Below are 25,680 nucleotides of genomic sequence, written 5' to 3'. Positions count from 1 at the left end.
GAAAAACCTTCCAGCAACTGCAGAGAAGGTTCTTTAGCACGCCTATTTTTAGTATACTGCCAACGCCAAATAAATTTAAGAGAAAAATGTTGACAAGATATTAGCTGGTTTTAGCTTAATACCCCACCGAATCTACCTTTGTCGAACGGCTTCCAATGAAATATGTAGCCCCACTTGCCAGTACTGTCAAAAAAATCCCCGTTTTTATTAAACATCATATTTCCCTCCCGATGGGTAGTGCACACTTATACGCTTGCGATACATTTCGTTTCCTAATCATAAGTCAACAGAAACTTTACTACCTCAGTCTTCAGCGTTTCGTGAAATTGCACGCGATCAAAGCCAGGTGGGTCCTGTGAGGGGGGAAAGGCGGGTGAAATCATCGCAGCTGGGAAAGGACTCAGGAAGGAAAAGTGTCCGGCATTCTCCACCGTCCGATAGCGAATCATCCGTGGTTCGGCAACACCTTTCAAGATGATCTGTGCGTGAAATGGAGGTGTGTACGGGTCTCGCTCCGCGTCCAGCATGAGAATGGGGAGACGAACGTCGCTTAATGCCCCCTCATTCCGGAACCAAACGGACGCCGGGGCCAGCAAAATCAGGGACTGGATTCGCGAATCGCGAAGGACATCGATTTGCTGCGGCTTCCCATTGGGGCTCTCATTAGGGAAGGAGGTCGGGACGCCGCCAGCTGCTGCCAGCGCGGTGTAGCCGCCCATGGAATGCCCGATGACCGAGAGGCTTCCCGGCTGGATAAGCCCCTTAAACCTCTCATCTTCAAAAAACCAGTCGGCTGCCATGCGAAGGTGCTGGGGTCGATAGGTGAGGTTTTGGACCGTACCTTCCAAACTATTATCGTTGCGGTTATTGTGCGGATGTTCGGGCAGGCCAACGATAAAGCCGCTGCGTGCCAAATGCCGAGCAAGCGACCAGTACACAAGCGGCGAACCGCCTGTACCGTGTGAAATGAGGACCAACCTAAACTTTCCCTCCCTCGGCGCTGCGTCTCTGGCCACTTCCAACGAGTACGGCCCTAGACGATCAGCCTGTTCCGGTGCGTCTGTCGGATACATCACGATCATAGGAAAGGTCACCCTCAATGAGTTTTCTGTAATTTGTACCTCGCAGCATCCTGCGTATCCTTCATTAATTTCTGCTTTTTTGTTCATCTTGATTTCTTCCTCTCCTTGAGAGATACGCTCCTAAGATGGCGAGCTAACGGGAATATATATGTCCAATACCGAATCCTCGTTCGTCGGTCCTAGATATCGTTGGTCGTAACGCGCGAACTCCGGGGCATTCGTACGAACGCTGCCTGACTGGGGTAACCACGTTTCGTAAATGTATTGGAACGTATCGTTGAGTCTCGCTAATGTCCCCTTATGAGTAAAAACCGCATAAGTTGCCGCTGGTAGCAGCTTAGCGACCATTCCCAAGAGAACCGTACTCTCCTCGCTGGTCGCCTCGACACAAGCGGTATAAGTGACTTCCCATTGCTCGCCCGTAAGTTCAATGACCGCATAAAATATGTCTTCCGTATCCGGTTTTCGCTTAATTTCAAACACACGCTGCCTAAAGCTCCGCCATAGCATTCCGACCTTGTCCGAATTGACACCCGGTATCGACATGCCGACCAAATGCAGATTGTTCAGGCAGACAAAAGCTGGCACGAGGGAAAAGCCCTTATGCAAATGTTGCAGCCCTACTTCATCCAAAGGAAGCTTCTCCATGGCCCGGAACAACGTGTCCTTCATGTCCCTTTGCTTGCGAAATTGTCCTGGCGAGATGGAGAACATTTTCCGAAAGGCTCGGGCGAAGGATTCCTGGGACTCGAATCGGTACTGGATGGCAATATCTATGATCCTTTGGTTGGTATGAAATAAATCGTATGCCGCGTGCGTCAATCTCCGCTTGCGTATGTACTCTGAGACGGAGGATCGGGTAACTGATAGGAAGATCCTGTGAAAATGGTAAGGCGAATAGCCGGCAGCTTCTGAAACCTTGGCGCTTAAACTCTCATCGATCAGATGATTTTCAATATAGGAAATGGCCTTGATTACCGAATCTTTATAGTTCACATTAATGCCTCCATAGAGATATTATCACTGTACGACAGATGAAACGCTCGGTTTTGATATTTTTTGCGGAATGTTACTTTTCTTACCGTTCAATATAAATGGTCTTCTCAGGATAAGCAGAAAGCTCTTGCTCTAATCTCTCATGAAAGCTCAATTCCTCACGGTATGTACGTAGAATAGTTTTTTTCATATTCAATCACCTTGAATCCTTTATATTGATCTGAAATGCTGTCTGTGCTTTCTCCCAATCCTTACGAATGTCATCTTCTGAAAGATGTAGGTATAGATTCATCGTGGTCTGAATCTGCGAATGCCCTAAACGTTCCTGCACTTGCTTTATGTCTTTGGTTTCTTGGTAATACATCGTAGCGTGTGTGTGTCTAAAAAGGTGGGGGTGAAGTTTGCGAATTCCCGTTTTCTCCCTTAAACGCTTAAAAAGAGCTTCTACAGCGGTAAGTGTCAGGGGCTTACCTTTATTTTCACCTCGAAGAATTACAAAAACGAAATTGGAACGAAAGTCCAACTCATCAAGGACTTCATATAAGTAGTCATCAAACAAGTCCATTAACGCTTGGGACACATATATTCCGCGCTCACCTGTTTTGAGCATGGCTCCGTTTTCTAATTCCCCTCGATCTTTTAGAAAAATCCGATGGCCTCTGTAATCAAACTTAAAATCTTCCAAATAGAGTGAGAGGACTTCACCAATTCGCAAACCTGTTTCAAATAACACTTGGATGAGAAACTGATCTCTGATGTTTGTTGTTGCGTTTAGCACTTGCTGCACTTGTTCTTTTGAAAGTGTCTCAACATTTTTGCGTGGCTCTTTAATTTTTAATATATTTCTTATAGACGGCTTGTCCTTATGGACGTGATGCAGAAAGCTTTTATATCGTGATCTTCCTCCAGTAAATACCTGTCGCATTAACTTCTCGGACATATCATCGGGAAGCTCTTCATTTCTATACAAGTAATCATAAAAGTTTGTAACAGCTGTTACTGTTAGATTAATGGTCTTTTCTGTCCTCTTTGTTTGAATCGGTTTAAGTGGAGTTATCTTGTTGCTTTCAAAAGGGCTGCGCAACCAACCAACGAATTCCACCAAGTCTTCTAATCGAATATTATTGTGATCTTTATTCGTCTCTTTTAAGTACGCAAAATACTGCTTTAACGCATAACAATACGTTTTCTGCGTATTTCTACTTTTTCCCGTATTGTCTAAGTATTTTAGGTATTTCAAAACAGGGATCACAGGTAAACCATTTCCATCTATCAACACGTAACGTTTGTTGTTATCCATTAGGATAACTTCTTGTACTCGCATCGACTTTCACCTTCCAACATTAATTGATTACGCTCGGTTTTTAACCACTCTACGCCTCCCGCTATGGGCTACGCCCTCCACAAATAGAATCATATGTTGCATTTAATCCTTACATTATATACATTGTAAACAGTAACTTCGATGTCTAAATAATGAATCTATCATATATAAATATAGTGGATATATGCTCATAAATTGAACATAGTATCCACTATTTATAATAGTCTAATTAATGAAAAATAAAGTGTTAGACTCGGAAAATAAAGTTGTAGACTAAGAAAATAAAGTATTAGACCGGCACCGGTGTTATGCTAAGGACAGTTTACGTTATGAATCACACCTTCCTTTCCGTGACAGTTTGAGTTCTGATTGGTGATTTTAGGTAAAGGAAGGTAGAGAGCTCATTAGGGTTATCATTTGCTTAGTGATTCTAATTTCAATGTTTGGAACGCAAACTTAAATTTGTAATGCACTGGGTAAGAAGTTTGTTGAGGACTCTAGGGAACTGCAACTTCAAGATATGCTGGTGTTGCTTTTACTGCCGCATACCCCGAATTACCAAGATCCTTTGAAGTAACGAGTAACGTTGGCTGAATACGACATAACGGCAGTAAAACTTCGTCAGGCATTCGATTAAGATTCGGACTTGCCTTGACGGGAAAGCGAATATTACAAGATGTGGAACCTCGGTCCTTTTTGAATCGAGGCTCTGTTTTGAACGTGATCGACTTGTCACAGCGCAAACGAGTTGCCGGTTTTTTTAGAATATTACCATCGCAAGATTTACGACAACGGTCAGCGTAATGCTACTTAGAAGCATTGACACAAGAACCGCTTGTGCTGCGAAACCTGGCTCGTTGCCATATTCGAGAGCGAGAGCAGCACTATTGCGTGATGTCGGGATGGCGCTGGCAATAAACAAGGCTTGTGCGGTAATGCCGTCAAGGTGCAGCAGCAGGATTAACCCATAGGCACAGATTGGCGATATGATCAGTCGCACGATGCTGCTGAGCAGAACGGCCGAAGTATGCTGCTGCAACTTTGAAGAAGCGATCTGGGCTCCGATCGAGACGAGCGCGAAAGCGAACATTCCTGTTGATATTTGATCCAACGGAAGAAGAATCGGATCAGGGATTTGTATTTGACAGAACCGCAATATCGTACCGGCTGCAATCGAGTATAGAACCGGCATTTTGGCAAACTGTAATAGCGATCCTTTTAATCCCGAGACCGTTTTGCTTGCGTTAAGAAGTCCGAACGTAAACGTAACGAAGAGCTCAAAGACGACCACGATGACTTGAATCGACATGGCCAAGGCATCTTGCTTGAAGGCTAATGCGTTAATCGGTATTCCTACGTTGCCATTGTTTGTTAAGGAGACGCTGTTGGAAAAGCTTGCGGCTAGCGGCCTGGAATAGCCCATGATCCGGCTAATCGCATATCCGATTATGACAATAACTATGAATTGGATCATCAAAAATCCGAAAACGGACGCGATTAGTTTGGTTGACAATTCCGCTTCGTATATTTTAACGAAGGCTAAAGCAGGTACATAGTAATTTATAATGAGCTTTGAAAAACTATTCAAGTCGAACTTGAAACGCCGATGAAGAATGGCTCCAATTCCAATTGGTATCAGGATAGGAAGCATAATGTGATAGAACGTATAAAGGATGGGCATTGTTACCACTCCATTCGGGGATATTCTCTCAGTTGACCTCTATCATCTCGCCAGGTACCATGGCCGTACCTGAAATTCCTTTGCGGGACAAACTTTCAATAAAGCTTCCTCCGTCCTGCTGTATAAGAGGAAACGTTCCGTAATGAATAGGAACGACATGTCGAGCCTGAATCCACTCCGCAGCCACCAGCGCATCGGAAGGTCCCATTGTAAATCGGCCACCGATGGGAAGGAACGCGATATCGATATCGAATCTTTGGCCGATCCATTTCATATCGCCGAACAATCCCGAATCTCCGGCGTGATAGATAATCTTGCCTTCCATCTCGATTACGTAGCCTACAGGGACGCCCGCATATAGCCGTTGTCCGTCAACAGCCCGTACGGATGAGGTATGAATGGCTTGAGTAAGATGGACGTTACCGAAATCGAAAGACCACTCGCCGCCTACATGCATTGGCTCAGTTTTTGCTCCTTGCGAAGCCAAGTATTCCGCCAGTTCTTCTACAGCGATGATCGGAGCATTATTTCGTTTTGCAATGGATACCGCATCGGTGATATGATCGTCATGACCATGCGTCAGCAAAATATAATGTGCGAGAATGTCATTGGCTTTCACGACTGCTGCGGGATTGGCGTCAATGTAAGGGTCGATGAGAATAGAATGAGAACTGCTAGTTAATTGGATGCAAGAATGTCCATGGAATAAGATTTGCATACGTACCCTCCTCTTTTTATAACAAAAATAACTTCGTTCGTTGATTTTTATGTTATAATTGTTTTAGTGGAATGTCAATACATTCACATTTATTTTTCTGGGAGGTTTCTACCTTGTTATCGCTGGAAAAACAAATTCTATTCCTGATCTCCTCGACCAAGACGGAAGGTGTCGAAGTTAAACGGCTTGTCGAAATTTATGAAGCGCGAGGAATCGACCACCAAGTCGTTCGGAATGCACTTCTTCACATGAAAAAGGAAGGATACCTATGTTCGAAGGAACGTTCGAAATACGAAATTACGAGGCAGGGTCTGGACTTTATCACGACGATAAATCAAAAACCGCTACTGCTTGAAAAGCCTTGGGACGGTAAATGGTTAACGGTCATGTTTGAGGTGCCTGAATCAGAACGAAAAAAGCGGGACTCTTTGCGTAGCGACCTGCTGCAGCTTGGATTCGGAGCGTTGTACAAAAGCGTATATATTACCCCATGGGATTATGTTGAAGAAGTGCTTCGTTTCGCCAAACAATATGACTTAGAGGGTCGTTTGACCTTACTGAAAGGATCTTTCGTCTCACAAGAGCAGCCACTGGCTCTAGTGAAGCGGCTTTGGCCTTTGGATGATTTAAATGAAGTTTATAGAGCGAAAATCAAATGGTTTCGTTCCGATTTTGCTTCGGAAATTGATCCATTGTTACGAGAACCTTCTGACGGTCTTGCCTTGTTTGTCCGATTTCTGGAATTGGGCGAATTGTTAGCGGATTTAAGTCTCAACGACCCAATGTTACCGGAGGAGCTGTTGGGTAAGAATTGGCTGGGAAGAGCCTGCTTCCAAGAAATGCAGCAATGTCTGCGACAGCTGGCGAATGCCATACCTATGCTATCCCCGTATAGATCGTTCGTTGCCCCGTTTCTATAAGGATTCGCTTCTTGCACATGGAATAGCTAAGGTGGCAAAAAATAAAGTGATTTTTAAGAGAGCATTCAACGGGATACGATAGCTCAATGATAAGAGGCAGTCTACGACTTTATTTTCCAAGTCTACAGACTGCCTTTCATTATTACGGAGGGTTAGTCTAACACTTATTTCTTGAAAGCTGATGATTCTCTATACCTAAAATCGCATAAAATCAACGAGTCCAGTCTAAGCCTTTATTTTTCGCGTTCATCGGTTAGATACCTCAGCTTGTATGAACAAAGCTAAGGTATCTTTTGTATGAGGGAAAACCCGCTAAAGAAGGATTATATGTCATAATCTGCCGCTGCGTTTTTGTTTATGAGAGTCTAATGCTTATTGCTGGCTTTCATCCTAATTAAAAACCGTATAAAACCTGAATTACGCTTCTTATAGTGGACATTGGAAAAGCTTCTGTTTTTATACTAAAAGTAACGAGAATTCAATAAAAATTGTTCGAGACGAATTGTTGTAGGCTCGACTAGAAATAATGTATATAATCAATCGTAGGCAAAACGCATAAGATCATTTGGGCGGTGGAGCAAGATGTTGAAGCAGCATAGTATGATTAGAAAAATTACTGTGCAAATGACGGTGATGCTGGCGATCCTGTTAGCCACACTGATCTTGAGTAATTTTTATTCGTTGGAAGTCGTGCGAAAAAATCAGCTTGCAAGCTCCAAGAACACATTGGCGATTTATATTAACAGTATTCAAAATAGCTTAAATAATACATCCAGGGATTTGTTAGAGGTGTTCGATACACAGATTAATAGCCTTAGTACGTTTGGAACAAAGGATGAGAGCCAGAAGTATTTTGAAGCCATCAGACTGCAGGAGATTTTGGCATCGAAGGCGTCTAATACGAGCGGAAGTGACGGATTATTTATTTCCGTTCCCAATGAGGACTTTTTATTAGCCTCCTTTAGTAATCGAATGTATTCGAAGGAAGGCTTGTTTTTGACTGACTTTCTAAAGGAATATGATTTTGAAGCTGGGAAAGTGGCGGGTGCGGCAGAGTGGATGCCTGTCGAAGTGAACGGCGTTGCTTATTTATTGAAATCGATTACTTATTCGAATGTGATCTTTGGAGCGGTCATAAAGACGGATACGCTAATGTCTGCCATAAAGAAAAATGCAAATGAACAAAACTTATTTTACCTAACCGATAAGTCGGACCGTATGCTTTCTACAACAAATCCAGTCGATCTTACTAAGGAGAAACAATACCATATTTATACCTCCAAGCATTTTTTCGTTACCGAGCAGATTCCTGAATTCGGAAGATTAACGAACGTTGTCGCAAGTCGAAATGTCTTCTTGGGCTTGGAATTGATTCAATGGCTTATTATTTTTTTAAGTATAGCTGCGGTCGTCATCACTCCGATTATCTTCAGATTTTTTGCAAAGGATTTGATTCAACCCATATTAGAGCTTGTAAAAGGCGCAAAAGAAGTTGAAAAAGGCAACTGGGACTATTCATTTTCCAATAAAGCCTCCTCAATCGAGTTTGCACGGTTGTCCAATTCCTTTTCCTCGATGATACGCGAAATTAAAACGTTGAAAATCAACACCTATGAAGAGAAGCTTGAGCGGAACAAAACGGAATTAAAATATTTGCAAATGCAAATAAGGCCCCATTTTTTCTTAAATGCGATAACGACCATTTCTAGCCTCACCTACCATAATAAAAATGAGGAGATACGTCTGTTAATCAGCCATTTATCCGAGCATTTACGATACATGTTTAGAGGCGGTTTGGTTCAAGTTCAAATTCAAGAAGAAATGAAGCATGTCGAAAATTACATCCAGATGCAAGAAATTAGATATCCGAATCAAGTGTTCCACATGGCGGACATCGATCGGGAATTGCAATCTTATCCGCTGCCGCAATATTTGATTCAAACCTTTGTTGAGAACACGTTTAAGCATGCTTTAGCACCTAAAGAAATGCTGTCTATTTTTATTAAAGTCGATAGCGTTCTCACAAATGGCCAATCTTTCCTTCGGGTAGTAATAGAAGATAATGGAGAGGGTTTCCCCGAAGAAATGATGGAAGAAGTGAATTTTTCAGATCTGCAGCAAAGCGGTACGGGGGAAAAAGTGGGGATCAGCAACATCCAAAGAACATTAAAGCTTTTATACAAGCGGGACAGGCTGTTAAAGCTATCCAATATACAGCCATCCGGCGCCAGAGTAGAAATAATGATTCCTATGGACAACGAAGAGTAAACTCCACACAAAGGGGATGAAACAGATGCAATGCTTATTAATTGACGATGATATCCCTACCGTAAACGTTTTGCACGATTTCGTAGACTGGGATGTATTCGGTATTTCCAAAATCATGACGGCACACAATATATCCGATGCGAAGCTGCTATTCGAACAAAGCATTCCTGACATCATCATATGCGATATTGAAATGCCAAAGGGTACCGGACTCGATATGATCAAATGGGTAAGAGAACAAAAATACGACTGCGCCTTTATTTTCTTTACCTGTCACGAGAGCTTTGATTTTGCCTCCACCGCCATTTCGTTTAATGCGGATGCTTATGTCATTAAGCCCTTTGATAAAGATAAGCTTGAGACGTCGCTAATAAAGGCGATAGATGTCATCAAGCAAAGAAGGGAACTAAATGAATACAGCAGGTACGGGCAGGCATGGTTGAAAAACCGCGATCTCGTTGAGCAGGGCTTCTGGAGAGACATTATGTTTGCGACGATACCTCCTCGACTCGATGTCATTCAGTCCGAAATGCGGAAAAGAGATTTGGACATCCATTTGGAGGAACGCTATCTTCTCGCGATTACTTGCGTCAGTAAAACGGATATGGAGATCGATTGGAGCGATAATACGTTCAAATACGCCTTTCATAACTTGTGTTCGGAAATGTGGTTTGGTACGACCGATCATTCACAAATCGTGACTTACAAAATGGAGGATGTTTTTTACAGCGCTTTAATTATACCTGGGGCGGAATCCATTGATGTAGTAAAGGATAAATGCAATAAACTCATTAAACAATGCAGAAAGCTGTTCCGCTGCACGGCTACTTCCTATCTCGCAGAAGGGAATGCCATTTACCAAATAGCCGAAGCTAAAATAAGGCTAGAGGAAATGGATAAAAAGAACATCATTTATAAGGGTAAAGTGCATGATGGCAAGGAGCATTTTGTTAATGCCCATTCTGAACCTTATTCGCTCGATGTTGCTCTAATGAATACGTTGTTGATTCAAGGAGAAAGAGTGAAGATCGTTCATTTGTTGAAAAAGGAATTAGAGTCGCTTGCGGCCCTGAATAAACTGGATGTGATCACAATACGTGCCATACACCAGGATTTCGTACAGGTTGTCTATGCCTTATTGTATAAAAACAATATCCAGGCTCATAAATTATTTTCGGATGAGGTAGCTCAGCAATTAGCCCAAAGCTCGAATGCCAGTGTATTTGAATTCATGAAATGGGCAAATTATGTAACGAATACAACGATCGATTTTCTAAAGATGGTCATCGCCTCGGAAGGTGTTGTTGAAAAGGCAAAAAGATTCATCCATGAGCATTACAATCAGGATTTAAATCGGGAAGATATAGCGGCAGTCGTGTTTTTAACGCCGGACTATTTAGCTAAGCGCTTTAAACTGGAAACAGGTTTGTCGGTCAAGGAGTATTTGAATGAGTATCGGGTGAAGGTTGCGCAAGAAATGCTTATCCACAGTAAGGAAAGCATTAGCCACATTGCAACCCAAACGGGATTTGACAGCATTTCATATTTCTCCACCGTATTTAAAAAAGTCACAGGCGAAACTCCAAATGCGTTTCGTGTCAAATATAACGTTCTGAAGATATAAAGCCCTAAAAAATAATCAACGGCAACTATGTTACCCAAAAGAGGTGGCGGAGTTGCTGTTTTTTTATCAAGTAAAGAAGACAGAGTGGGATTCATTTACTAAGCAGAGTACTTATTTTTTAAAAAAGAGCACGGATTTATTAAAGTGTTGAAAGTGGATTGAAGGTAAGATGAAGGAGATTCATTATTCGAATGGAGGCAGAACAAATGAGCACAAAAAGGGGAATCACTGCACTGCTTTTGTCTGTAACCTTAATCGGTTCGTCGTTAACCGCATGCGGCACAGAATCCGCAAACGAAACGTCTAAAGAGGCTGCGGGAAAGGTTGAAAAAGTTGTATTTGCACTCCCGTCATTTAATCGAATACCTGACGATCTTAGCCGCGTAACGGAAGCTATTAATAAGATTACAAGGGAAAAGATAAATGTTGAGGTGGAGCTGAAAATTTACGGTCCAGCTGATTACAGCCAGAAAGTCAACCTGGCGCTGCAAAGCGGTGAGCAATTGGACATCTTTACAGGCTTTGAGCAGTTCGCGAATTTCGCATCGAAAAAACAGCTTTATCCAATGAATGATCTTCTCTTGCAATATGGGAAAGACATGAAAGGGATTTTGGATAAGGACTTCGGTGACGATCTTCTTGAAGCGACTACGATTGATGGTCAAATTTACGGGATTCCCGCGAATAAAGGGATGGCGCTTCCAACCAATCTGGTCTACAACGCCGACATGATGTCGGAAATGGGAAAGTCCGCTGATGATATGGATTCGATAGATGACCTGCCGGCGATATTTGATGCCTTGAAAGAAAAGAATCCAGATGTCGTTCCTTTCGGACCCATCAATGTCAGCCCGAGTGATACGGGGCTGGTGAGGCTGTTAAGAGGATTAAATAAAGTCGACTTTCTGACAGACAGCACGGGTGTCGGAGTCGTCATCGGAGATGACGGCAAAGTACGGAATTTTTATGACACGGATGAATTTAAAGCTGGTGCTGCGATGATGAGAGAATGGTACAACAAAGGGTACTTGCAGAAAGATGCGGCAACAGCCTCCAGTCCATTTTCTGAAATGATTGCCTCCGGACGCGGATTCGCCTATATGGGTGGATATGGCGGTATGGCTGTTGCCCAAGCGCTTAGCGCCCAAACTGGCAAGAATCTAGAGACGAAACGCATTGCACCGTTCTATTTCGATACGATTGCAGTCAATGCGGTTGTATGGATGATCTCAAGCAGGAGTAAAGCTTCAGAGGCTTCCATGAAGTTTTTAAACTTGTTATATACGGACGCTGAAGTTATGAACACGCTGTTGTACGGAATCGAAGGCGAGGATTATGTGAAGGTCGATGAGCATCATGTCAAGTTCCCTGAGGGCAAAAATGCTTCGACGGTTGCTTACACCGCGCATTTGAGTTCCGGAATTGTTGGTTCGGAGTCTCTTCAGTATCAACTTGAGGGTGCAGATTGGTCAGATATTGAGCTGAAGCTGAAAGAAAATAAAGAGACGGAACGCTCTCCTTATTTTGGCTTTATTTTCGACCAAAACAGTGTGAAAACGCAAATGAGCTCGGTCAACAATGTCGTCAATCAATATCTTCCTGGACTGGTTACCGGCTCCTTGGACCCCGAAACGACGATACCCAAGCTCGTGGAAGCGTTGAACGATGCTGGCGCCGAAGCGATTATCCAAGCGAAGCAGGAGCAGCTTGACGCTTGGCTGGCGAAGAAGAAGCTATAAATAAGTGAGAGGTGCGAAGTGGGGCTTGGTGCAAGCTCCACTTTGTACGAAAGGAGAAATGTTGATGAACGCTGCGATTGCAAAACGCCGGGAATTAAAGAAGATGATGCCGCTACTTCTGCTTGCGGCTCCAGGTCTGCTTTATTTGCTCATTAATAATTATATTCCCATGCTCGGCGTCTTTATTGGGTTCAAAGAAGTGGATTTTACGAAAGGAATATTCGGCAGCGATTGGGTTGGACTTGCTAACTTTAAATTTCTCTTCAATACAAGCGATGCCTTCATCATGACAAGAAATACGATTTTATATAACTTAGCGTTTATTGTTTTAGGCACGATCTGTTCGGTTTTTATCGCTGTTCTAATGTCAGAGCTGTTAACGAAGGTATACTCGAAGTTTTTTCAATCCGGCCTAGTACTTCCGAATCTGATTTCCATGGTGGTGCTGTCATACCTCGTATTTGCTTATCTTAATTCGGATAGCGGATTTATTAATCTTTCCATTTTGCGACCGTTGGGGCTTCCTGAAATCAGCTGGTATTCGGAGGCTAAATATTGGCCTTATATATTAGTCATCATCCAGTTATGGAAAACCGCCGGCTATGGGTCAATCGTTTATTTTGCATTTATCGCTGGTATCGATAAGAGCATTTACGAAGCGGCGAAGATTGATGGCGCAGGCAAGCTGAAGCAAATTTTCAATATAACGCTGCCTTTGCTCAAACCGACGATTATTATATTAGGACTTCTTTCGGTAGGGAGAATCTTCAATTCCGATTTTGGCTTGTTCTATCAAGTGCCGATGAATGCCGGTGCCTTGTACAGTACCACACAAACCATCGATACGTATGTGTACCGAGCGCTGATTCAGTTAAATGATATTGGGATGTCCGCAGCAGCCGGTCTTTATCAATCGTTAGTTGGTTTCATTCTTGTGTTGATTGTGAATGCGATTGTCAGAAAAGTAAATGCTGATAATGCTTTATTTTAGGGGGTAAATACGTTGATACAAACAAGAGGAGAACGGACCTTTGCCCATTTCTCTGCACTCGTTATGACTTTGATTACCTTGGCGGCTTTTTTACCCTTTATTTTAATTTTCGTGGCCTCTTTTACGGACGAGTCTGCCTTGATCAGAAACGGGTACAGCTACTTTCCGGAAAAATGGAGCCTGGATGCCTATGTGTACATGTACACAACCGTTTCAACTTTTATTAGAGCCTATGGTGTATCCTTCTTCGTTACGATCGTCGGAACCGCAGTCAGCACGATTCTGACCGCAATGCTTGCATACCCGATGGCACGAAGGGATTTTAAGCTGCATAATGTTCTGGCTTTTATTGTGTTTTTCACAATGCTGTTTAGCGGTGGCGTAGTCCCCACTTATATGATGTGGACGAAAATTTTTCATATTAAGGATTCCTTGTGGGCGTTAATCGTGCCTAGCTATTTGATAAGCGGTTTTAACGTTCTGTTGGTTCGTAATTATTTTAAAAATAATGTGCCAGTGGACCTGATCGAATCGGCACAGATCGACGGCGCTTCCGAGCTGAAAACCTTTTACAGAATTATGCTGCCGCTATCGGTTCCAGTTCTGGTGACAATCGGTTTGTTTACAGCATTAACGTATTGGAATGATTGGATCAATGCCTTGTATTATATTACTAAGCCCCAATATTATGGCGTTCAAAATCTTCTGATTCAGCTAATGAATAATATCCAATATTTAAAGTCTGATCAGGCGAGCAGTATGATTGGTGTCGGCGCCGTAGAGCTTCCTAGCACGGCAGTTCGGATGGCAATGACCGTTATTGGAATTTTACCGATTTTAGTTGTCCTTCCCTTCCTTCAGAAGTATTTGACTAAAGGCGTCGTAATTGGAGCAGTAAAAGGATAATTAAAGGGAATTCAAAGGAATGTCAAAGGAGAGAAGAAAATGAAGGTACAAGAAGTGATTGACACGGTTATATTCGATACTTGCGGCGATCGAAAATTAGAAAAATCAGGGGATGTATTAATGAGCGGCGATCCTGATATGGAAGTGACAGGTATTGTCACGAGCTTTATGGCTACCGTCGAGGTGATCAGAAAGGCGATTGCGCATGGCGCTAACATGATCATTACCCACGAGCCAACCTACTATACGGGAAAGGATGAAATAGAATGGCTTGAACATGACCCCGTTTATTTGGAAAAAAAGAAGCTCATCGAAGACAACCAGATCGCGGTTTGGAGATTTCATGATCATATGCACATGGGGCATACAGACCGGATCTACGATGGTTTATTGAAGGATATCGGTTGGGAGGAGCAAATGATCGAAAAAAACCAGCCGCATTCGTATGAAATCTCCCAGACAACGCTCGGAGAACTGGCTGAATTTTTTAAGCAAAAGCTAAATATGTCGGTCATCCAAATCGTCGGGGATCCAGCAATGCCTTGTTCAAGAATTGGCATACTCGTCGGCGGTGGCAGCTTGGGACTTGGTAGAGAACAATTGCCGATAGAGCTCATGCGGGATAAAAATCTTGATGTAATGGTGTGCGGAGAAATTGTAGAATGGACGCTTTGTGCCTACGTTAATGATGCCAGGATGCTTGGACTTAATAAGGCTATGCTGGTAGTAGGACATGAACGAAGCGAGGAGCCCGGCATGAAGCATATGGCTGAATGGCTGCAGCCTTTGGTCAACGGTATTCCAGTCTCCTTTATCGATGCGGAAGAGCCCTTTATCTACTTGTAAATTACATCGATGAGAGTGGATTTACCGTAGAATACGACGTGTAATTGCGATAAAAAAATAGATAGGGGACATGGATAATGGCCATGATGCAGGTTCATTTTTATTCAAAATGTCTGAGAAGAGAAGTCACTTTTAATGCACTGATTCCATTAGACAAGCTGGAAATACCGGGCCAAGCAGCAGTGGAGAAAAAAACGATGAAGGCACTCTATTTATTAAATGGTTATTCGGGCAGCTGCATGGACTGGATTAGCTATACCAGAATTAGGGAGCTATCTAATAAACATAACATCGCTGTGTTTATGCCATCCGGAGAAAATCATTTTTATGTGGATGATCTGGGTAAAGGAGAATTATTTGGGGAATATGTCGGCAATGAACTGGTCGCGTTTACGCGAGAAATGTTTCCTTTATCGAAAAGAAGAGAGGATACCTTTATTGGCGGTTTATCCATGGGCGGCTACGGTGCGATACGCAATGGCTTGAAGTATGCCGGGAATTTTAGCAAGATCATGGCTTTTTCCTCTGCCATATTACCCTATAAGATTGCGGGAGCAGCGAAGGATTATCGCGATGGAGTTGCTGATTACAACTATTTTACGCGGGTGTTCGGCGACTTAAATCAACTGCAAGGGAGCGATAAAGATCCGGAAGCGCTGATTTTGAACCTCAAACGAAGCAACGAGGAGATTCCTCGTATTTATATGGCTTGCGGTACCGAGGATTTTCTATTGGACGTCAATCAGAAATTCCACAGCTTTCTGGTTTCTGAAAATGTTGAGATCGCGTATACGGAAAGTCCTGGTGCCCATACGTGGGACTTTTGGAATGTTTACCTCGAAGAAGCGATTTTATGGGCAATGGATGATGAAGAAATAGGGTGAGCAGCATGCCTAAGATGAAGATCGGTCTCTAGTGTTCCCCATGATCGAAAAAATGATTAAGTATCGGGACAACTCCTTTGTTGTCTGCCGTATGGAAGAAAAGCAGCACCTGCTGCACTTGCAGCAGGATGCGCGAATATCTGCTTTTAAGTTGCGGTTGCACGATTCAGAGCTTTTCGTACCGCTGGCGCTACCCGGTTGGCGAGCAGATCAATGGCTTTCTCTACTCGGGCAAGGGGCTGGCCGCCCATATCGAATTGGGCCATGAAGCGGCTGTGGCCGAACAATTCATGTTGGTGCAGGATTTTCTCGGTCAATTCCTCCGCGCTGCCCACTCCTAGAATGTGGCTGGCCGCACGCTGTTGGTGCAGCGACTCCTTCGGGGCGTCAAAGCGCTGGTTTCGTTCTTTCATACTCTGCCTTGCGAAAGGAGATCCAGCGTCGCAAAATCTTCGTACACACGCACCGGATCAGCGGTACTGATGACGGACAGTGTACTGGTCAGCCTGATTTTCTTTGTTTCCCGGGCAGCAGCAGCCAGGATCAATGCATACGAGGAGGTGACAAAATCCGCCCGGTGATGCTCACCTACCCCGAATACGTCAAGGCCCGCTTCATCTGCCATTTTGGCCATTTGCAAAATATCTGCCACCCGCTCGGCCGCTCCGATTGTTTGCCCGTGCTGATCTGGAAGCAATTCACCCAGCGAATAAATGCCGAATTCAAACGGTTTTCCACCCCGATTTAACATCGTAACGCATCCTTTCTTAAAGTTAATTAGTAGAGCAGGAACAGCAATACGCCGGCCAGAATGCCAAGAATAACAATCGTAGACGTTTCCTTGATGCCGTCTTTTACGCGTAGATGAGTCAAGATTCCACCAAGGGCTGTAACAGCCAAAAGGAGTGCGCCAGCTATGGCAAAGCCGCTTTTCCAAAACCCAATAATGAGCAATGCTGCTCCTGCTAGCTCTACTAGTCCTGTCACCACTCGGAACCACTGCGGCAGCCGCCAGCGCCTGAAGGACTCGACGTGCATCGAAGAACCGAATGTTTTACCCAATCCTGCCATTAGAAACATCGCTGCTAATAATCCTTCTATAATCCATATGGTCATCGTCATTGTTGTATTTTCCTCCTTTATTGGTTAAAAACGATCGGCATTTTGTGGACATAGGCCGTATTTCGAACGGAATCGTATAAGCATTTTGCAACGTTTTCTCGCGTCACATTCATGCCTGCCTTCGTATCCCCAAGCGAAATCCCATAGCTCTTGCCGTCATGTTTAATATTAGGGTTAATTATGCGTACGACGGTCCACTCCAGACTTGATTGCTGAATCAACTGTTCGATGCGCTTCATTTCCTGATAGCCGGTTGGAAAAAGAAGCTTAGCCATTATACCGGGCAGCACAGTAGCGGTTTGTGAACGGTCTTCTTTTGCTTTGACGGTAGGCGTTGCCAAAGTGATGAAACGTTTTTTATTTAAAGCCTGCATGATTTGAATAATGGTTTCATGAGCCCGGGCTATCGGCAAATCCTTCACTTTTCTGGATTTATCGAGGGCTGGCCCCAGCGCGCTGATTACGGCGTCTGAATTCGCAATCGCTTCTTCCATTTTGCCGCGGTCATCCAAGCTGCCAACAATGACTTGTATATTCGGATCCTTGTCAGGCAGAGCATCAGCTCTTCTTACATAAGCTACTATCTGGTCGCCATGTTTTAATGCTTCTTGTACGACCAACTTCCCAATAGCGCCGCTTGCCCCAAAAACGGTTATTTTCATCGTTCCACCTCATTTCTTATCCACCTTTTATTTCTACAACACTTGTTGTATAGTTGTATTGTAAATAGCGCTATGCAGCTGTTCAACCGATAAAATAGCGTTTTTATCGGATATACGACATATCCAGTGAAATGTCTAAAAAATAGAGGTGGAATGGGATGACGGAAAACAGACTCGACCCGCGTTTTGTACGTACACGCAAATTAATTATGGATGCCTTTCTTCTTCTCGCGATGAAAAAGGATTTGAAGGATATCAGCATTAAAGATATTACAACAGAAGCAACAGTCAACCGTGCCACCTTTTACTACCATTTTATGGATAAGTACGATCTGCTTGAAAAAACACTGAAAGAGAGCCTCATGATGAGCGTAATGAGAGAAATCTCCATACATGATCAGCTCAATGAAAAGACGATTGCCAGTGTATTTATGTCGCTTACCGTGTTTCTATCTTCGCTGGCGTCCCAATGCCGCAAAAGCTTCGAATCCTTTACTTCTGTCATTGAAGCCATTATTAAGAAAGAACTTGAACAAGTTTTTTATGACATGCTAATGAAACAAAATGCAGGAATCGGAGAGGATGAGGAGTCGGTTCGAATTGCAGCTGTCATGTTAAGCTGGAGCCTATACGGGGCGGCTGTTAACTGGCAATACAACGGGGCAAAGCCAGCTGAGGAATATATCCAATTGGTGCTCCCTTATCTTTCACAAGGATTACAGCTGTTTATTGCGGAGGAAGTACGTTAGAGCAGAAATTCGATGGATAAAGTTCATTCCATAAAACGGCGGCAGCTTAGGATTTTTTCGCCTAGGGCTGCTTTATGCTCGTCGTTGCAGGGGGGTACTCAAGGCAAAAAGATAGACTTGGCGGACATGGGAACACTTCCCGCCGCAGTTTTGCAACTAACTCCGGCTTACTCCCTGCACAATGATGGACTTGGCGGACCCAGCAGCCGCTATTTCAACAGAATCGCTGGTTATGGGGCAGTTCGCGGACTCAGGAGCAGCTAATGCACTGCCAAAAGCCCCTTTGATGGGATAATGAGGGCAATAACGGATTTCCTGTCCGCTTACGGCCTGAAATCGAATCAAAAGCCAGAATAGCGGAACCTCAGTCCGCCAAAAAAAGCAGGAGCGTTCCCGAGCTGCGGGGTCTCAGCTACAGCTGTCTCAGCAATAGTGATCACAGCTACAATGATTTCAGCCACATTGGTCTCAGTAACACTCCCATGCGGCTATCCCCTAGCCTTAACTCGTCATAGGGGACGCCCTCGATTAAGCGCTAAGCAAGCAGAAGCAGGCTGACTTTGGTTTGCATACACATCCTAGATGCCCTAGACACAAAGCATAATCATAATATAAAGCTTATCCTCGCAGAACTCATCTCTCTTTATTCCCCCGACGGTACTCACTCGGCGAAGCACCATACCAGCGCTTGAACTGCCGGCTAAAATGCGAAATATCGCGATAGCCGAGAATCGCGGAAATTTGGCTGATTGACATCTGGGGATCGTTAAGCAGCATCTTCGCCTCATGCAGCATCTCCTTGGAGAGATACACGCGCGGCGATAGTTCAAAAACCTGCCGGAACACCCGGTTGCAGTGGGAGACACTGATGCCAAGTTCGGCTGCAATGTCGTCAATGCCGTAATGCTGGTCTAGTAGAGCGGCATCCTGCTTGAATTGCTGGTAAATGAGTCCCTGCAGCTTATCGCGAATTTGATGAGCCAGCTGGACTTTCTCGTAGGAGACGGCTGAATGGAGGTCGGCCTCCGCAGAAAGGGCTTCCCAGAGCTGGCCAAACAGCTCAAATACAGCGGATTGGAGGCGCATCCGTTCCGTAAGCTTGGCAGCGGAATGTTCAGCGAGCTGGCTCGACATTTCGATGACTTTATTGAGCGCTGGCCTTAATTGCTGGACAACATTGCTGTCAGTGTCAAATAGAACAGAGTCGAGGCGACTTAATAAGGATAAAAACATGCGGTCATCGATATCAAAATGCAGGCAAAAATAAGTAAACGGCTTGCCGTTTCCACTTTTACTGGCATGAGAGGCTCCTGGCTGAAGAAACATGAGGGCCCCAGCCTTTTGTATATAATGACGGTCATCGACGATAAACAATTGCTCGCCCTCGAGCACGTAATTGATCTCATATTGGGGATGGGTATGCACCGGATAATCCCATTGTCCGCTCACTTTGCGCAAATGCATGCCAAACAGGTTGATCGTTGTTTTGACATCAGGAACAATAGCTTCGCTAATGCATTGTCCAAGTATAGGTGGTATAAAAGTGGCTGCCATCATGCAGCACCTCCGTTCTATTCCTCGCAAATTTTCACACTATGCTTAACTACGAGTATAACGTACCCAGCCCGATTTGGGTAAATAATTGCTCGATTTGACAATGGCTTCCGCTTAACCTGACGTGCTAGGATAAAAATAATTCATGCAAACGCTTAACTTTTATTTTTATTAACGGTCAGGAAGGGGTTCAACAGTGGCTAATCCAAATCAATTTTATAATGTGCAGCACTCGCCAATCGGAGCTTTTTCGAGCTTCACCTTGGGCTTCAAAGGAAAGAAGGGCGGACTTGCTTCCGAGCTGGGAAAGCCAGCCGATCAAAACATTTATATCGGAATGCAGGCTTTAGCTGGCAGCGTTTATGAGGCTTTTCCGTTTTTTGAAGCGGCTGCCGACGACAGCTCCAGATATGATGTGGAAAAAGCCGATTCGAGCGATAAGGATCAGCAGGCGACGGCAAAATTGAAAGCGTTTAACGACGATCAAATTTTGCGAACGCTGGGCGCAGGCACAGATACGTGGCAGGCGGGTGACGTAACGCTGCGTATTTATTCGCCTGTCCGCTCCGTGCCAGATCCGGCAGCAGCGAGCCCAGAGGAGCTGAAGCAGGCGATCGTTCCGGCTGTTTTTGCCGAATTGACGCTGGACAATAGCAACGGGTCCACGGCTAGAAGAGGTTTTTTTGGCTACGAGGGCAGCGATCCCTACAGTGCGATGCGCAGGCTGGGCGATACGAGCGGAGGGCAAATTGCAGGCATCGGGCAGGGCCGCTTGACGGCTATTGCTTGCGATACGGACGATGTTCAGAGTGCGCTGGGATTTACAATGGAGAAAATTTTGGATGAGCGATACGAGCATAACTATGCTTTTGGCTTGGGCGGAACAGGAGCCATTCTAATGGAGGTGCCGCCGGGCGAGACGCGCACGTACAAGTTTGCAATTTGCTTCTATCGCGATGGCATCGTCACAACAGGCATCGAAGCCTCTTATGCATATACCCGTTATTTTAAAAATATCGACAGCGTCGCTGCATACGCCTTGGAGCATTTTCAGGAGCTTGCTGAGTCCTGCCAGCAGGCGGATCAATGGATTAATGATTCAAAGCTTTCGAACGATCAAAAATTTATGCTCTCGCACGCTATTCACAGCTATTACGGAAGCACCCAAATGCTGGACCATGATGGCAAAGCGCTATGGATCGTCAATGAAGGCGAATATCGGATGATGAATACGCTGGATTTGACGGTGGATCAGCTGTTTTTTGAATTGATTATGAATCCGTGGACGGTAAGAAACGAATTGGAGCTGTTCGTAGACAGGTACAGCTACAACGACCAGGTTACGTTTCCTGGTGGGAAGGAGCTATATCCCGGCGGTATAACATTTACCCATGATGTCGGGGTGGCGAATGTTTTTTCCCGTCCGCAATATTCGGCCTATGAGCTGGCGGGGCTGGACGACTGCTTCTCTTATATGTCCCATGAAGAGCTGGTCAATTGGCTCTGTACGGCGCTTGTATATATTGAGCAAACGAAGGATGCGGAATTTACAGCCAACATGCTGCCCGTCATTCGCTCCTGCTTTGAAAGCATGCTGAACCGGGATCATCCTGTAAAGGAGCTGCGCAGCGGCCTTATGGCACTGGACAGCACGCGTACGCAGGGAGGCGCTGAAATTTCCACCTATGACAGCTTGGATGCCTCCTTGGGCCAGTCCCGCAACAATATTTATATGGCCGGAAAATGCTGGGCCGCTTATGTGGCGCTGGAGCGCCTGTTCCAAGCCGAAGGCTTGCTAGAATTGTCGGCAGAGGCTGGCGGTCAAGCAGATAAATGTGCGGCGTCCATTTCAGCTGCGTTGACAGAGGATGGTTATATACCTGCTATTATTGGAGAAAACAATGACTCGCGCATCATTCCTGCGATTGAAGGGCTTGTATTCCCGCTATTTACCGGCTGCAAGGAAGCCCTTGATCCGAACGGCAGATTTGCCGATTATTTGAGCAGTCTTCACCGTCACCTGACAACCGTGCTTGTGCCTGGCGTATGCTTGTTTGAGGATGGCGCGTGGAAATTATCTTCGACCAGCAACAATTCATGGCTAAGCAAAATTTATTTATGCCAATTTATTGCCCGAGAAATTATGAAAATGCCGTGGGAGGAGAGCGGAAAGCTTGCCGATTCGGCTCATGTCGCTTGGCTGCTGCATCCCGAGCTTTCCTACTGGTGCTGGAGCGACCAGGTGTTGTCCGGCCAAATTGTAGGCAGCATATATTACCCTCGCGGCGTAACCGCCATTTTGTGGCTATATGAGAAGTCGGCTGACTATTCGCTTGTCAAAAGCAGTTAAGGCAAATTCAAACCATAGAACGAGGTGCAACAAAGGATGAATGAAACTGCGAGGAAACATCAGCCGGAGGAAAGCGGCTATCATGCTTGGCTGAGCTATAATAAGGCGCTGCCTGGTACCCAATTGGAGCAATATAAGCAATGGGGCGGCGCAATCGTTGTCTATGAAGAGCAGGAAACGATTCAGGCTGCGGCGGCTGAACTAAAGCTTGGCCTGGAAGCGATGCTGGGCCACTCCGTATCAGCTGCCCCCACTCAGGGGCAGCGTCATATCGCGCTGGGAACGTTCCCGTCCTGGAATGCGCGCTATGAAAGCTTGTTTAGCGAAAAAGATATTCAAGCTGCAGGAGCGGAAGGGTTTGTCATCCGCACGAGCCATGCTGATTCCTGTCTAGCAATCGGCGCTGCCTCGCCGGCAGGCGTGCTTTATGGCGTGTTTCATTTGCTGAGGCTCATAGGCACGGGCGCTTCAATCGATGAGCTTGATATCGTCAGCGCTCCGATAAATGGATTAAGAATGATTAATCACTGGGATAATTTCGATGGCAGCATTGAGCGCGGCTATGCCGGGAACTCTTTTTTGTATGAAAATAACCGTTTTACCGAGGATCAGGAGCGGCTGCGCGATTACGCCAGAATGATGGCTTCGGTTGGCATTAATGCGATAGCGATTAACAACGTTAATGTTCATCAGGAGGAGACGCTGTTTATTACGCCAACCTATATGCCGCAAGTAGCGAAGCTCGCCGATATTTTCCGGATTTACGGCATTCGCTTGTACCTCAGCATCAATTTCGCGAGTCCGATTCAGATCGGCGGGCTTGCGACGGCTGATCCCCTGGATAAGAGTGTGCAAGCTTGGTGGAACAGCAAAGCTTCGGAAATTTACGCAGCCATTCCTGATTTTGGCGGTTTTCTGGTCAAAGCTGATTCTGAAAATCGTCCGGGTCCCTTTACGTATGAGCGGGACCATGCAGAGGGAGCCAATATGCTGGCGCAGGCGCTGGAGCCGCATGGCGGCATCGTGATATGGCGATGCTTCGTTTACAATTGCAAGCAGGATTGGCGTGACCGCACGACCGATCGTGCGCGGGCAGCGTATGACCATTTTAAACCGCTGGATGGCAGATTCAACGATAATGTTGTGCTGCAAATTAAAAATGGCCCGCTTGATTTTCAAGCTAGAGAGCCTGTATCTCCGCTCTTTGGTGCGCTTGCGCATACGAATCAGCTGATTGAATTTCAAATTACGCAGGAGTATACAGGGCAGCAGCGGCATCTGTGCTACCTCGTCCCGCAATGGAAGGAAATATTGGAGTTCAATACGTATGCGAGCGGCGAACAGGCTCCAGTCAAGCGTATTGTCGACGGCTCCATGTGGGGCAGCCGGATAAACGGGATGGCAGCTGTCACTAATGTAGGAGCAGACTCAAACTGGAGCGGGCATTTGCTGGCTCAAGCTAATTTGTACGGCTATGGCAGGCTGGCATGGAACCCGGATTTAACGGCGGAGCAAATAGCGAGTGAGTGGATACAGTTGGCTCTAAGTTTGGATACCGCCGTTCATGATGTCGTTAGCGGACTGCTAATGGATTCGTGGAGCATTTATGAGTCGTATACGGCACCGCTCGGCATAGGCTGGATGGTCAACCCAAACCATCATTACGGTCCTAATGTCGATGGATATGAATATTCACCATGGGGAACGTATCATTTTGCAGACAACAAAGGATTAGGCGTTGACCGCACGGTGCAGAGCGGAACCGGCTACAGCGCGCAATATATGGGCGCGAATGCCGAAATCTATAATTCGCTGGAGCATTGCCCAGATGAGCTGCTGCTGTTCTTCCATCATGTCCCGTATACCCATGTGCTTCATTCTGGAAAAACCGTCATTCAGCATATATACGATACCCACTTTGAAGGGGTAGAGCGGGCGGCGCAATTGCTGACCGCTTGGAGCTCCCTGCAGGGCCGAATGAAGGAAGGGCTGTATACGCAGGTTGAAGAGCGTTTGCGGGAGCAGGCTCGGCATGCAGAAGAGTGGCGTGATCAAATCAATACGTACTTTTTGCGCAAAAGCGGGATAGAAGATGAGCACCACCGCAAAATCTATTAACTTACATGTTCGACTGTGAAGGAGACTTTCAAATGAGTGAGCAGAGTGCAGCAGGATTAGAACGAGAGCAGCTGCCTCAAACGATGAAAGCGGCCATTATGACGGAGCCGGGTGCAATTGTTTTGCAAGAGCTACCAATCCCTTCAATTGGGGACAGAGAAGTGTTAGTCAAGGTGATGGCTGTCGGCATATGCGGCTCGGATCTGCATTATTATGAGCATGGCCGAATAGGCCGCTTTATCGTAGAGAAGCCGCTTATTCTCGGACATGAATGTGCAGGAATGATAGCAGCTGTCGGGAATAAGGTGAGCTCCGTCACGGTAGGTACACGGGTCGCTATAGAGCCAGGGACGACGTGCGGACATTGCAGTGCTTGCAAGGAAGGGCGCTACAATCTTTGCCTTGACGTGAGCTTTCTGGCAACTCCGCCGATAGACGGCGCTTTTGTGCAATATTTGGCGGTTCGGGAGGATATGGTATTTCCGATTCCCGACCAATTGTCTTATGAGGAGGCTGCGCTTAACGAGCCGTTTTCGGTGGGCATTCACGCGGCGAGAAGAAGCAAGCTGCAGCCCGGAGATACGGTAGCGATTATGGGCATGGGTCCGGTAGGGCTCATGGCGGTTGCCGCGGCAAAAGCTTTCGGAGCCGCACAAATCGTTGTGAGCGATATGGAGGAAATTCGCTTGGAAGCCGCTTTGAAGATGGGAGCTACCCACGCCATTCATGCCAAGAACGAGAACCCGGCCAGCGTCGTGAAGACTCTGACCGGTGGCAAAGGGGTGGACGTGGCTTGGGAAACAGCCGGCAATCCCCATGCGCTTCGTTCAGCTTTATATTCGCTGCGCCGGGGAGGGAAGCTCGCGATCGTCGGACTGCCTCCGCAGGATGAAACGCCGCTGAGCATTACCTTTATCGCGGACAATGAAATTGATTTGTACGGTATTTTCCGCTATGCTAATACCTATCCTAGCGGCCTATCTTTTTTGTCATCTGAATCCATAGATGCGAGCTTTCTCATTACCGACCGCTATCCGCTCGCCAAGACGCAGGAGGCACTTGAACGGGCTATTCATAACAAGAGCGGCAGCTTGAAGGTAGTCGTTTATCCGAATGAGTAAGCTACTGCTGCTGCTGTCGGATGTA

22 protein-coding genes are annotated in these 25,680 nt (G+C 45.5%); 13 read left to right on the top strand and 9 right to left on the bottom strand.

The features are described 5' to 3' along the window. Positions 1 to 272: 272 nt before the first annotated feature. From AC50Y5_RS30310 to AC50Y5_RS30290, 5 genes are all read right to left on the bottom strand, one after another. Positions 273 to 1,169 (bottom strand): alpha/beta hydrolase family protein, encoded by an 897-nt coding sequence (locus AC50Y5_RS30310; protein WP_056038929.1) that lies wholly within the window; start codon positions 1,167 to 1,169, stop codon positions 273 to 275. Positions 1,170 to 1,202: 33 nt separating this feature from the next. After that, positions 1,203 to 2,078 carry an AraC family transcriptional regulator gene (locus AC50Y5_RS30305; RefSeq protein ID WP_494865222.1) on the bottom strand — a complete coding sequence of 292 codons (876 nt, stop codon included), beginning with the start codon at positions 2,076 to 2,078 and terminating at the stop codon, positions 1,203 to 1,205. A 196-nt stretch (positions 2,079 to 2,274) separates the two neighbouring features. Then, entirely contained in the window at positions 2,275 to 3,402 is a 1,128-nt protein-coding gene (locus AC50Y5_RS30300; RefSeq protein ID WP_494865220.1) for a tyrosine-type recombinase/integrase, read from the bottom strand. Between the two features lie 760 nt (positions 3,403 to 4,162). Continuing rightward, positions 4,163 to 5,083: an AEC family transporter gene (locus AC50Y5_RS30295; protein WP_056038920.1), complete on the bottom strand. Its 921-nt coding sequence runs from the start codon at positions 5,081 to 5,083 to the stop codon at positions 4,163 to 4,165. A 28-nt stretch (positions 5,084 to 5,111) separates the two neighbouring features. Then, the gene (locus AC50Y5_RS30290) at positions 5,112 to 5,801 is read right to left on the bottom strand and encodes a metal-dependent hydrolase (RefSeq protein WP_056038915.1); all 690 of its coding nucleotides are present in this window, start codon (positions 5,799 to 5,801) and stop codon (positions 5,112 to 5,114) included. A gap of 113 nt (positions 5,802 to 5,914) precedes the next feature. Between AC50Y5_RS30290 and AC50Y5_RS30285 the strand changes: the two genes are divergently transcribed. The 9 genes from AC50Y5_RS30285 (at position 5,915) to AC50Y5_RS30245 (ending at position 16,320) form a co-directional block, all read left to right on the top strand. Then, a complete protein-coding gene (locus AC50Y5_RS30285) occupies positions 5,915 to 6,721 on the top strand; it encodes a PaaX family transcriptional regulator C-terminal domain-containing protein (RefSeq protein WP_056038912.1) in 807 nt (268 codons plus the stop codon). Positions 6,722 to 7,303: 582 nt separating this feature from the next. Then, positions 7,304 to 8,989, top strand: a complete 1,686-nt coding sequence (locus tag AC50Y5_RS30280) for a sensor histidine kinase (protein WP_494865217.1) — start codon at positions 7,304 to 7,306, stop codon at positions 8,987 to 8,989. Between the two features lie 25 nt (positions 8,990 to 9,014). Continuing rightward, complete coding sequence (locus AC50Y5_RS30275) at positions 9,015 to 10,613, top strand: response regulator transcription factor (protein WP_494865215.1); 1,599 nt, start codon at positions 9,015 to 9,017, stop codon at positions 10,611 to 10,613. Positions 10,614 to 10,819: 206 nt separating this feature from the next. Then, positions 10,820 to 12,352, top strand: coding sequence for an ABC transporter substrate-binding protein (locus tag AC50Y5_RS30270; protein ID WP_494865213.1), 1,533 nt, complete (start codon positions 10,820 to 10,822; stop codon positions 12,350 to 12,352). Positions 12,353 to 12,416: 64 nt separating this feature from the next. Then, on the top strand, positions 12,417 to 13,343 hold the full coding sequence (locus AC50Y5_RS30265) for an ABC transporter permease (protein WP_494865211.1): 927 nt from the start codon (positions 12,417 to 12,419) through the stop codon (positions 13,341 to 13,343). Between the two features lie 12 nt (positions 13,344 to 13,355). Then, positions 13,356 to 14,249: a carbohydrate ABC transporter permease gene (locus AC50Y5_RS30260; protein ID WP_494865209.1), complete on the top strand. Its 894-nt coding sequence runs from the start codon at positions 13,356 to 13,358 to the stop codon at positions 14,247 to 14,249. Between the two features lie 39 nt (positions 14,250 to 14,288). After that, on the top strand, positions 14,289 to 15,095 hold the full coding sequence (locus AC50Y5_RS30255) for a Nif3-like dinuclear metal center hexameric protein (RefSeq protein WP_494865207.1): 807 nt from the start codon (positions 14,289 to 14,291) through the stop codon (positions 15,093 to 15,095). 77 nt (positions 15,096 to 15,172) lie between these two features. Continuing rightward, positions 15,173 to 15,979 carry an alpha/beta hydrolase gene (locus tag AC50Y5_RS30250; RefSeq protein WP_494865205.1) on the top strand — a complete coding sequence of 269 codons (807 nt, stop codon included), beginning with the start codon at positions 15,173 to 15,175 and terminating at the stop codon, positions 15,977 to 15,979. Positions 15,980 to 16,107: 128 nt separating this feature from the next. Further along, complete coding sequence (locus tag AC50Y5_RS30245; RefSeq protein ID WP_494865203.1) at positions 16,108 to 16,320, top strand: hypothetical protein; 213 nt, start codon at positions 16,108 to 16,110, stop codon at positions 16,318 to 16,320. Positions 16,321 to 16,388: 68 nt separating this feature from the next. On the opposite strand, the gene AC50Y5_RS30240 is transcribed toward AC50Y5_RS30245, so the two are convergent. The 3 genes from AC50Y5_RS30240 to AC50Y5_RS30230 are packed head-to-tail and all read right to left on the bottom strand — an operon-like array spanning position 16,389 to position 17,763. Next, positions 16,389 to 16,730 (bottom strand): LLM class flavin-dependent oxidoreductase, encoded by a 342-nt coding sequence (locus AC50Y5_RS30240; RefSeq protein ID WP_056038872.1) that lies wholly within the window; start codon positions 16,728 to 16,730, stop codon positions 16,389 to 16,391. A gap of 26 nt (positions 16,731 to 16,756) precedes the next feature. After that, positions 16,757 to 17,101 (bottom strand): DoxX family protein, encoded by a 345-nt coding sequence (locus AC50Y5_RS30235; RefSeq protein WP_056038868.1) that lies wholly within the window; start codon positions 17,099 to 17,101, stop codon positions 16,757 to 16,759. A gap of 17 nt (positions 17,102 to 17,118) precedes the next feature. After that, complete coding sequence (locus tag AC50Y5_RS30230) at positions 17,119 to 17,763, bottom strand: NAD(P)-dependent oxidoreductase (RefSeq protein WP_494865201.1); 645 nt, start codon at positions 17,761 to 17,763, stop codon at positions 17,119 to 17,121. A gap of 158 nt (positions 17,764 to 17,921) precedes the next feature. Here AC50Y5_RS30230 and AC50Y5_RS30225 point away from each other — a divergent pair, with 158 nt between their 5' ends. Next, on the top strand, positions 17,922 to 18,512 hold the full coding sequence (locus tag AC50Y5_RS30225) for a TetR/AcrR family transcriptional regulator (protein WP_056038863.1): 591 nt from the start codon (positions 17,922 to 17,924) through the stop codon (positions 18,510 to 18,512). Between the two features lie 633 nt (positions 18,513 to 19,145). On the opposite strand, the gene AC50Y5_RS30220 is transcribed toward AC50Y5_RS30225, so the two are convergent. Then, on the bottom strand, positions 19,146 to 20,066 hold the full coding sequence (locus AC50Y5_RS30220) for an AraC family transcriptional regulator (protein WP_494865228.1): 921 nt from the start codon (positions 20,064 to 20,066) through the stop codon (positions 19,146 to 19,148). 196 nt (positions 20,067 to 20,262) lie between these two features. Between AC50Y5_RS30220 and AC50Y5_RS30215 the strand changes: the two genes are divergently transcribed. The 3 genes from AC50Y5_RS30215 to AC50Y5_RS30205 are packed head-to-tail and all read left to right on the top strand — an operon-like array spanning position 20,263 to position 25,655. Then, positions 20,263 to 22,416, top strand: coding sequence for a glycoside hydrolase family 52 protein (locus AC50Y5_RS30215; protein WP_494865199.1), 2,154 nt, complete (start codon positions 20,263 to 20,265; stop codon positions 22,414 to 22,416). A gap of 36 nt (positions 22,417 to 22,452) precedes the next feature. Then, positions 22,453 to 24,534 (top strand): alpha-glucuronidase family glycosyl hydrolase, encoded by a 2,082-nt coding sequence (locus AC50Y5_RS30210; RefSeq protein WP_494865197.1) that lies wholly within the window; start codon positions 22,453 to 22,455, stop codon positions 24,532 to 24,534. A 32-nt stretch (positions 24,535 to 24,566) separates the two neighbouring features. Then, on the top strand, positions 24,567 to 25,655 hold the full coding sequence (locus AC50Y5_RS30205) for an NAD(P)-dependent alcohol dehydrogenase (protein WP_494865193.1): 1,089 nt from the start codon (positions 24,567 to 24,569) through the stop codon (positions 25,653 to 25,655). Positions 25,656 to 25,680 lie beyond the last annotated feature (25 nt).

It is taken from the genome of Paenibacillus sp. JT22N7, assembly GCF_059383875.1.
Note: the sequence above shows the minus strand (reverse complement) of the source record. Positions and strands in the feature narration are given on the sequence as shown.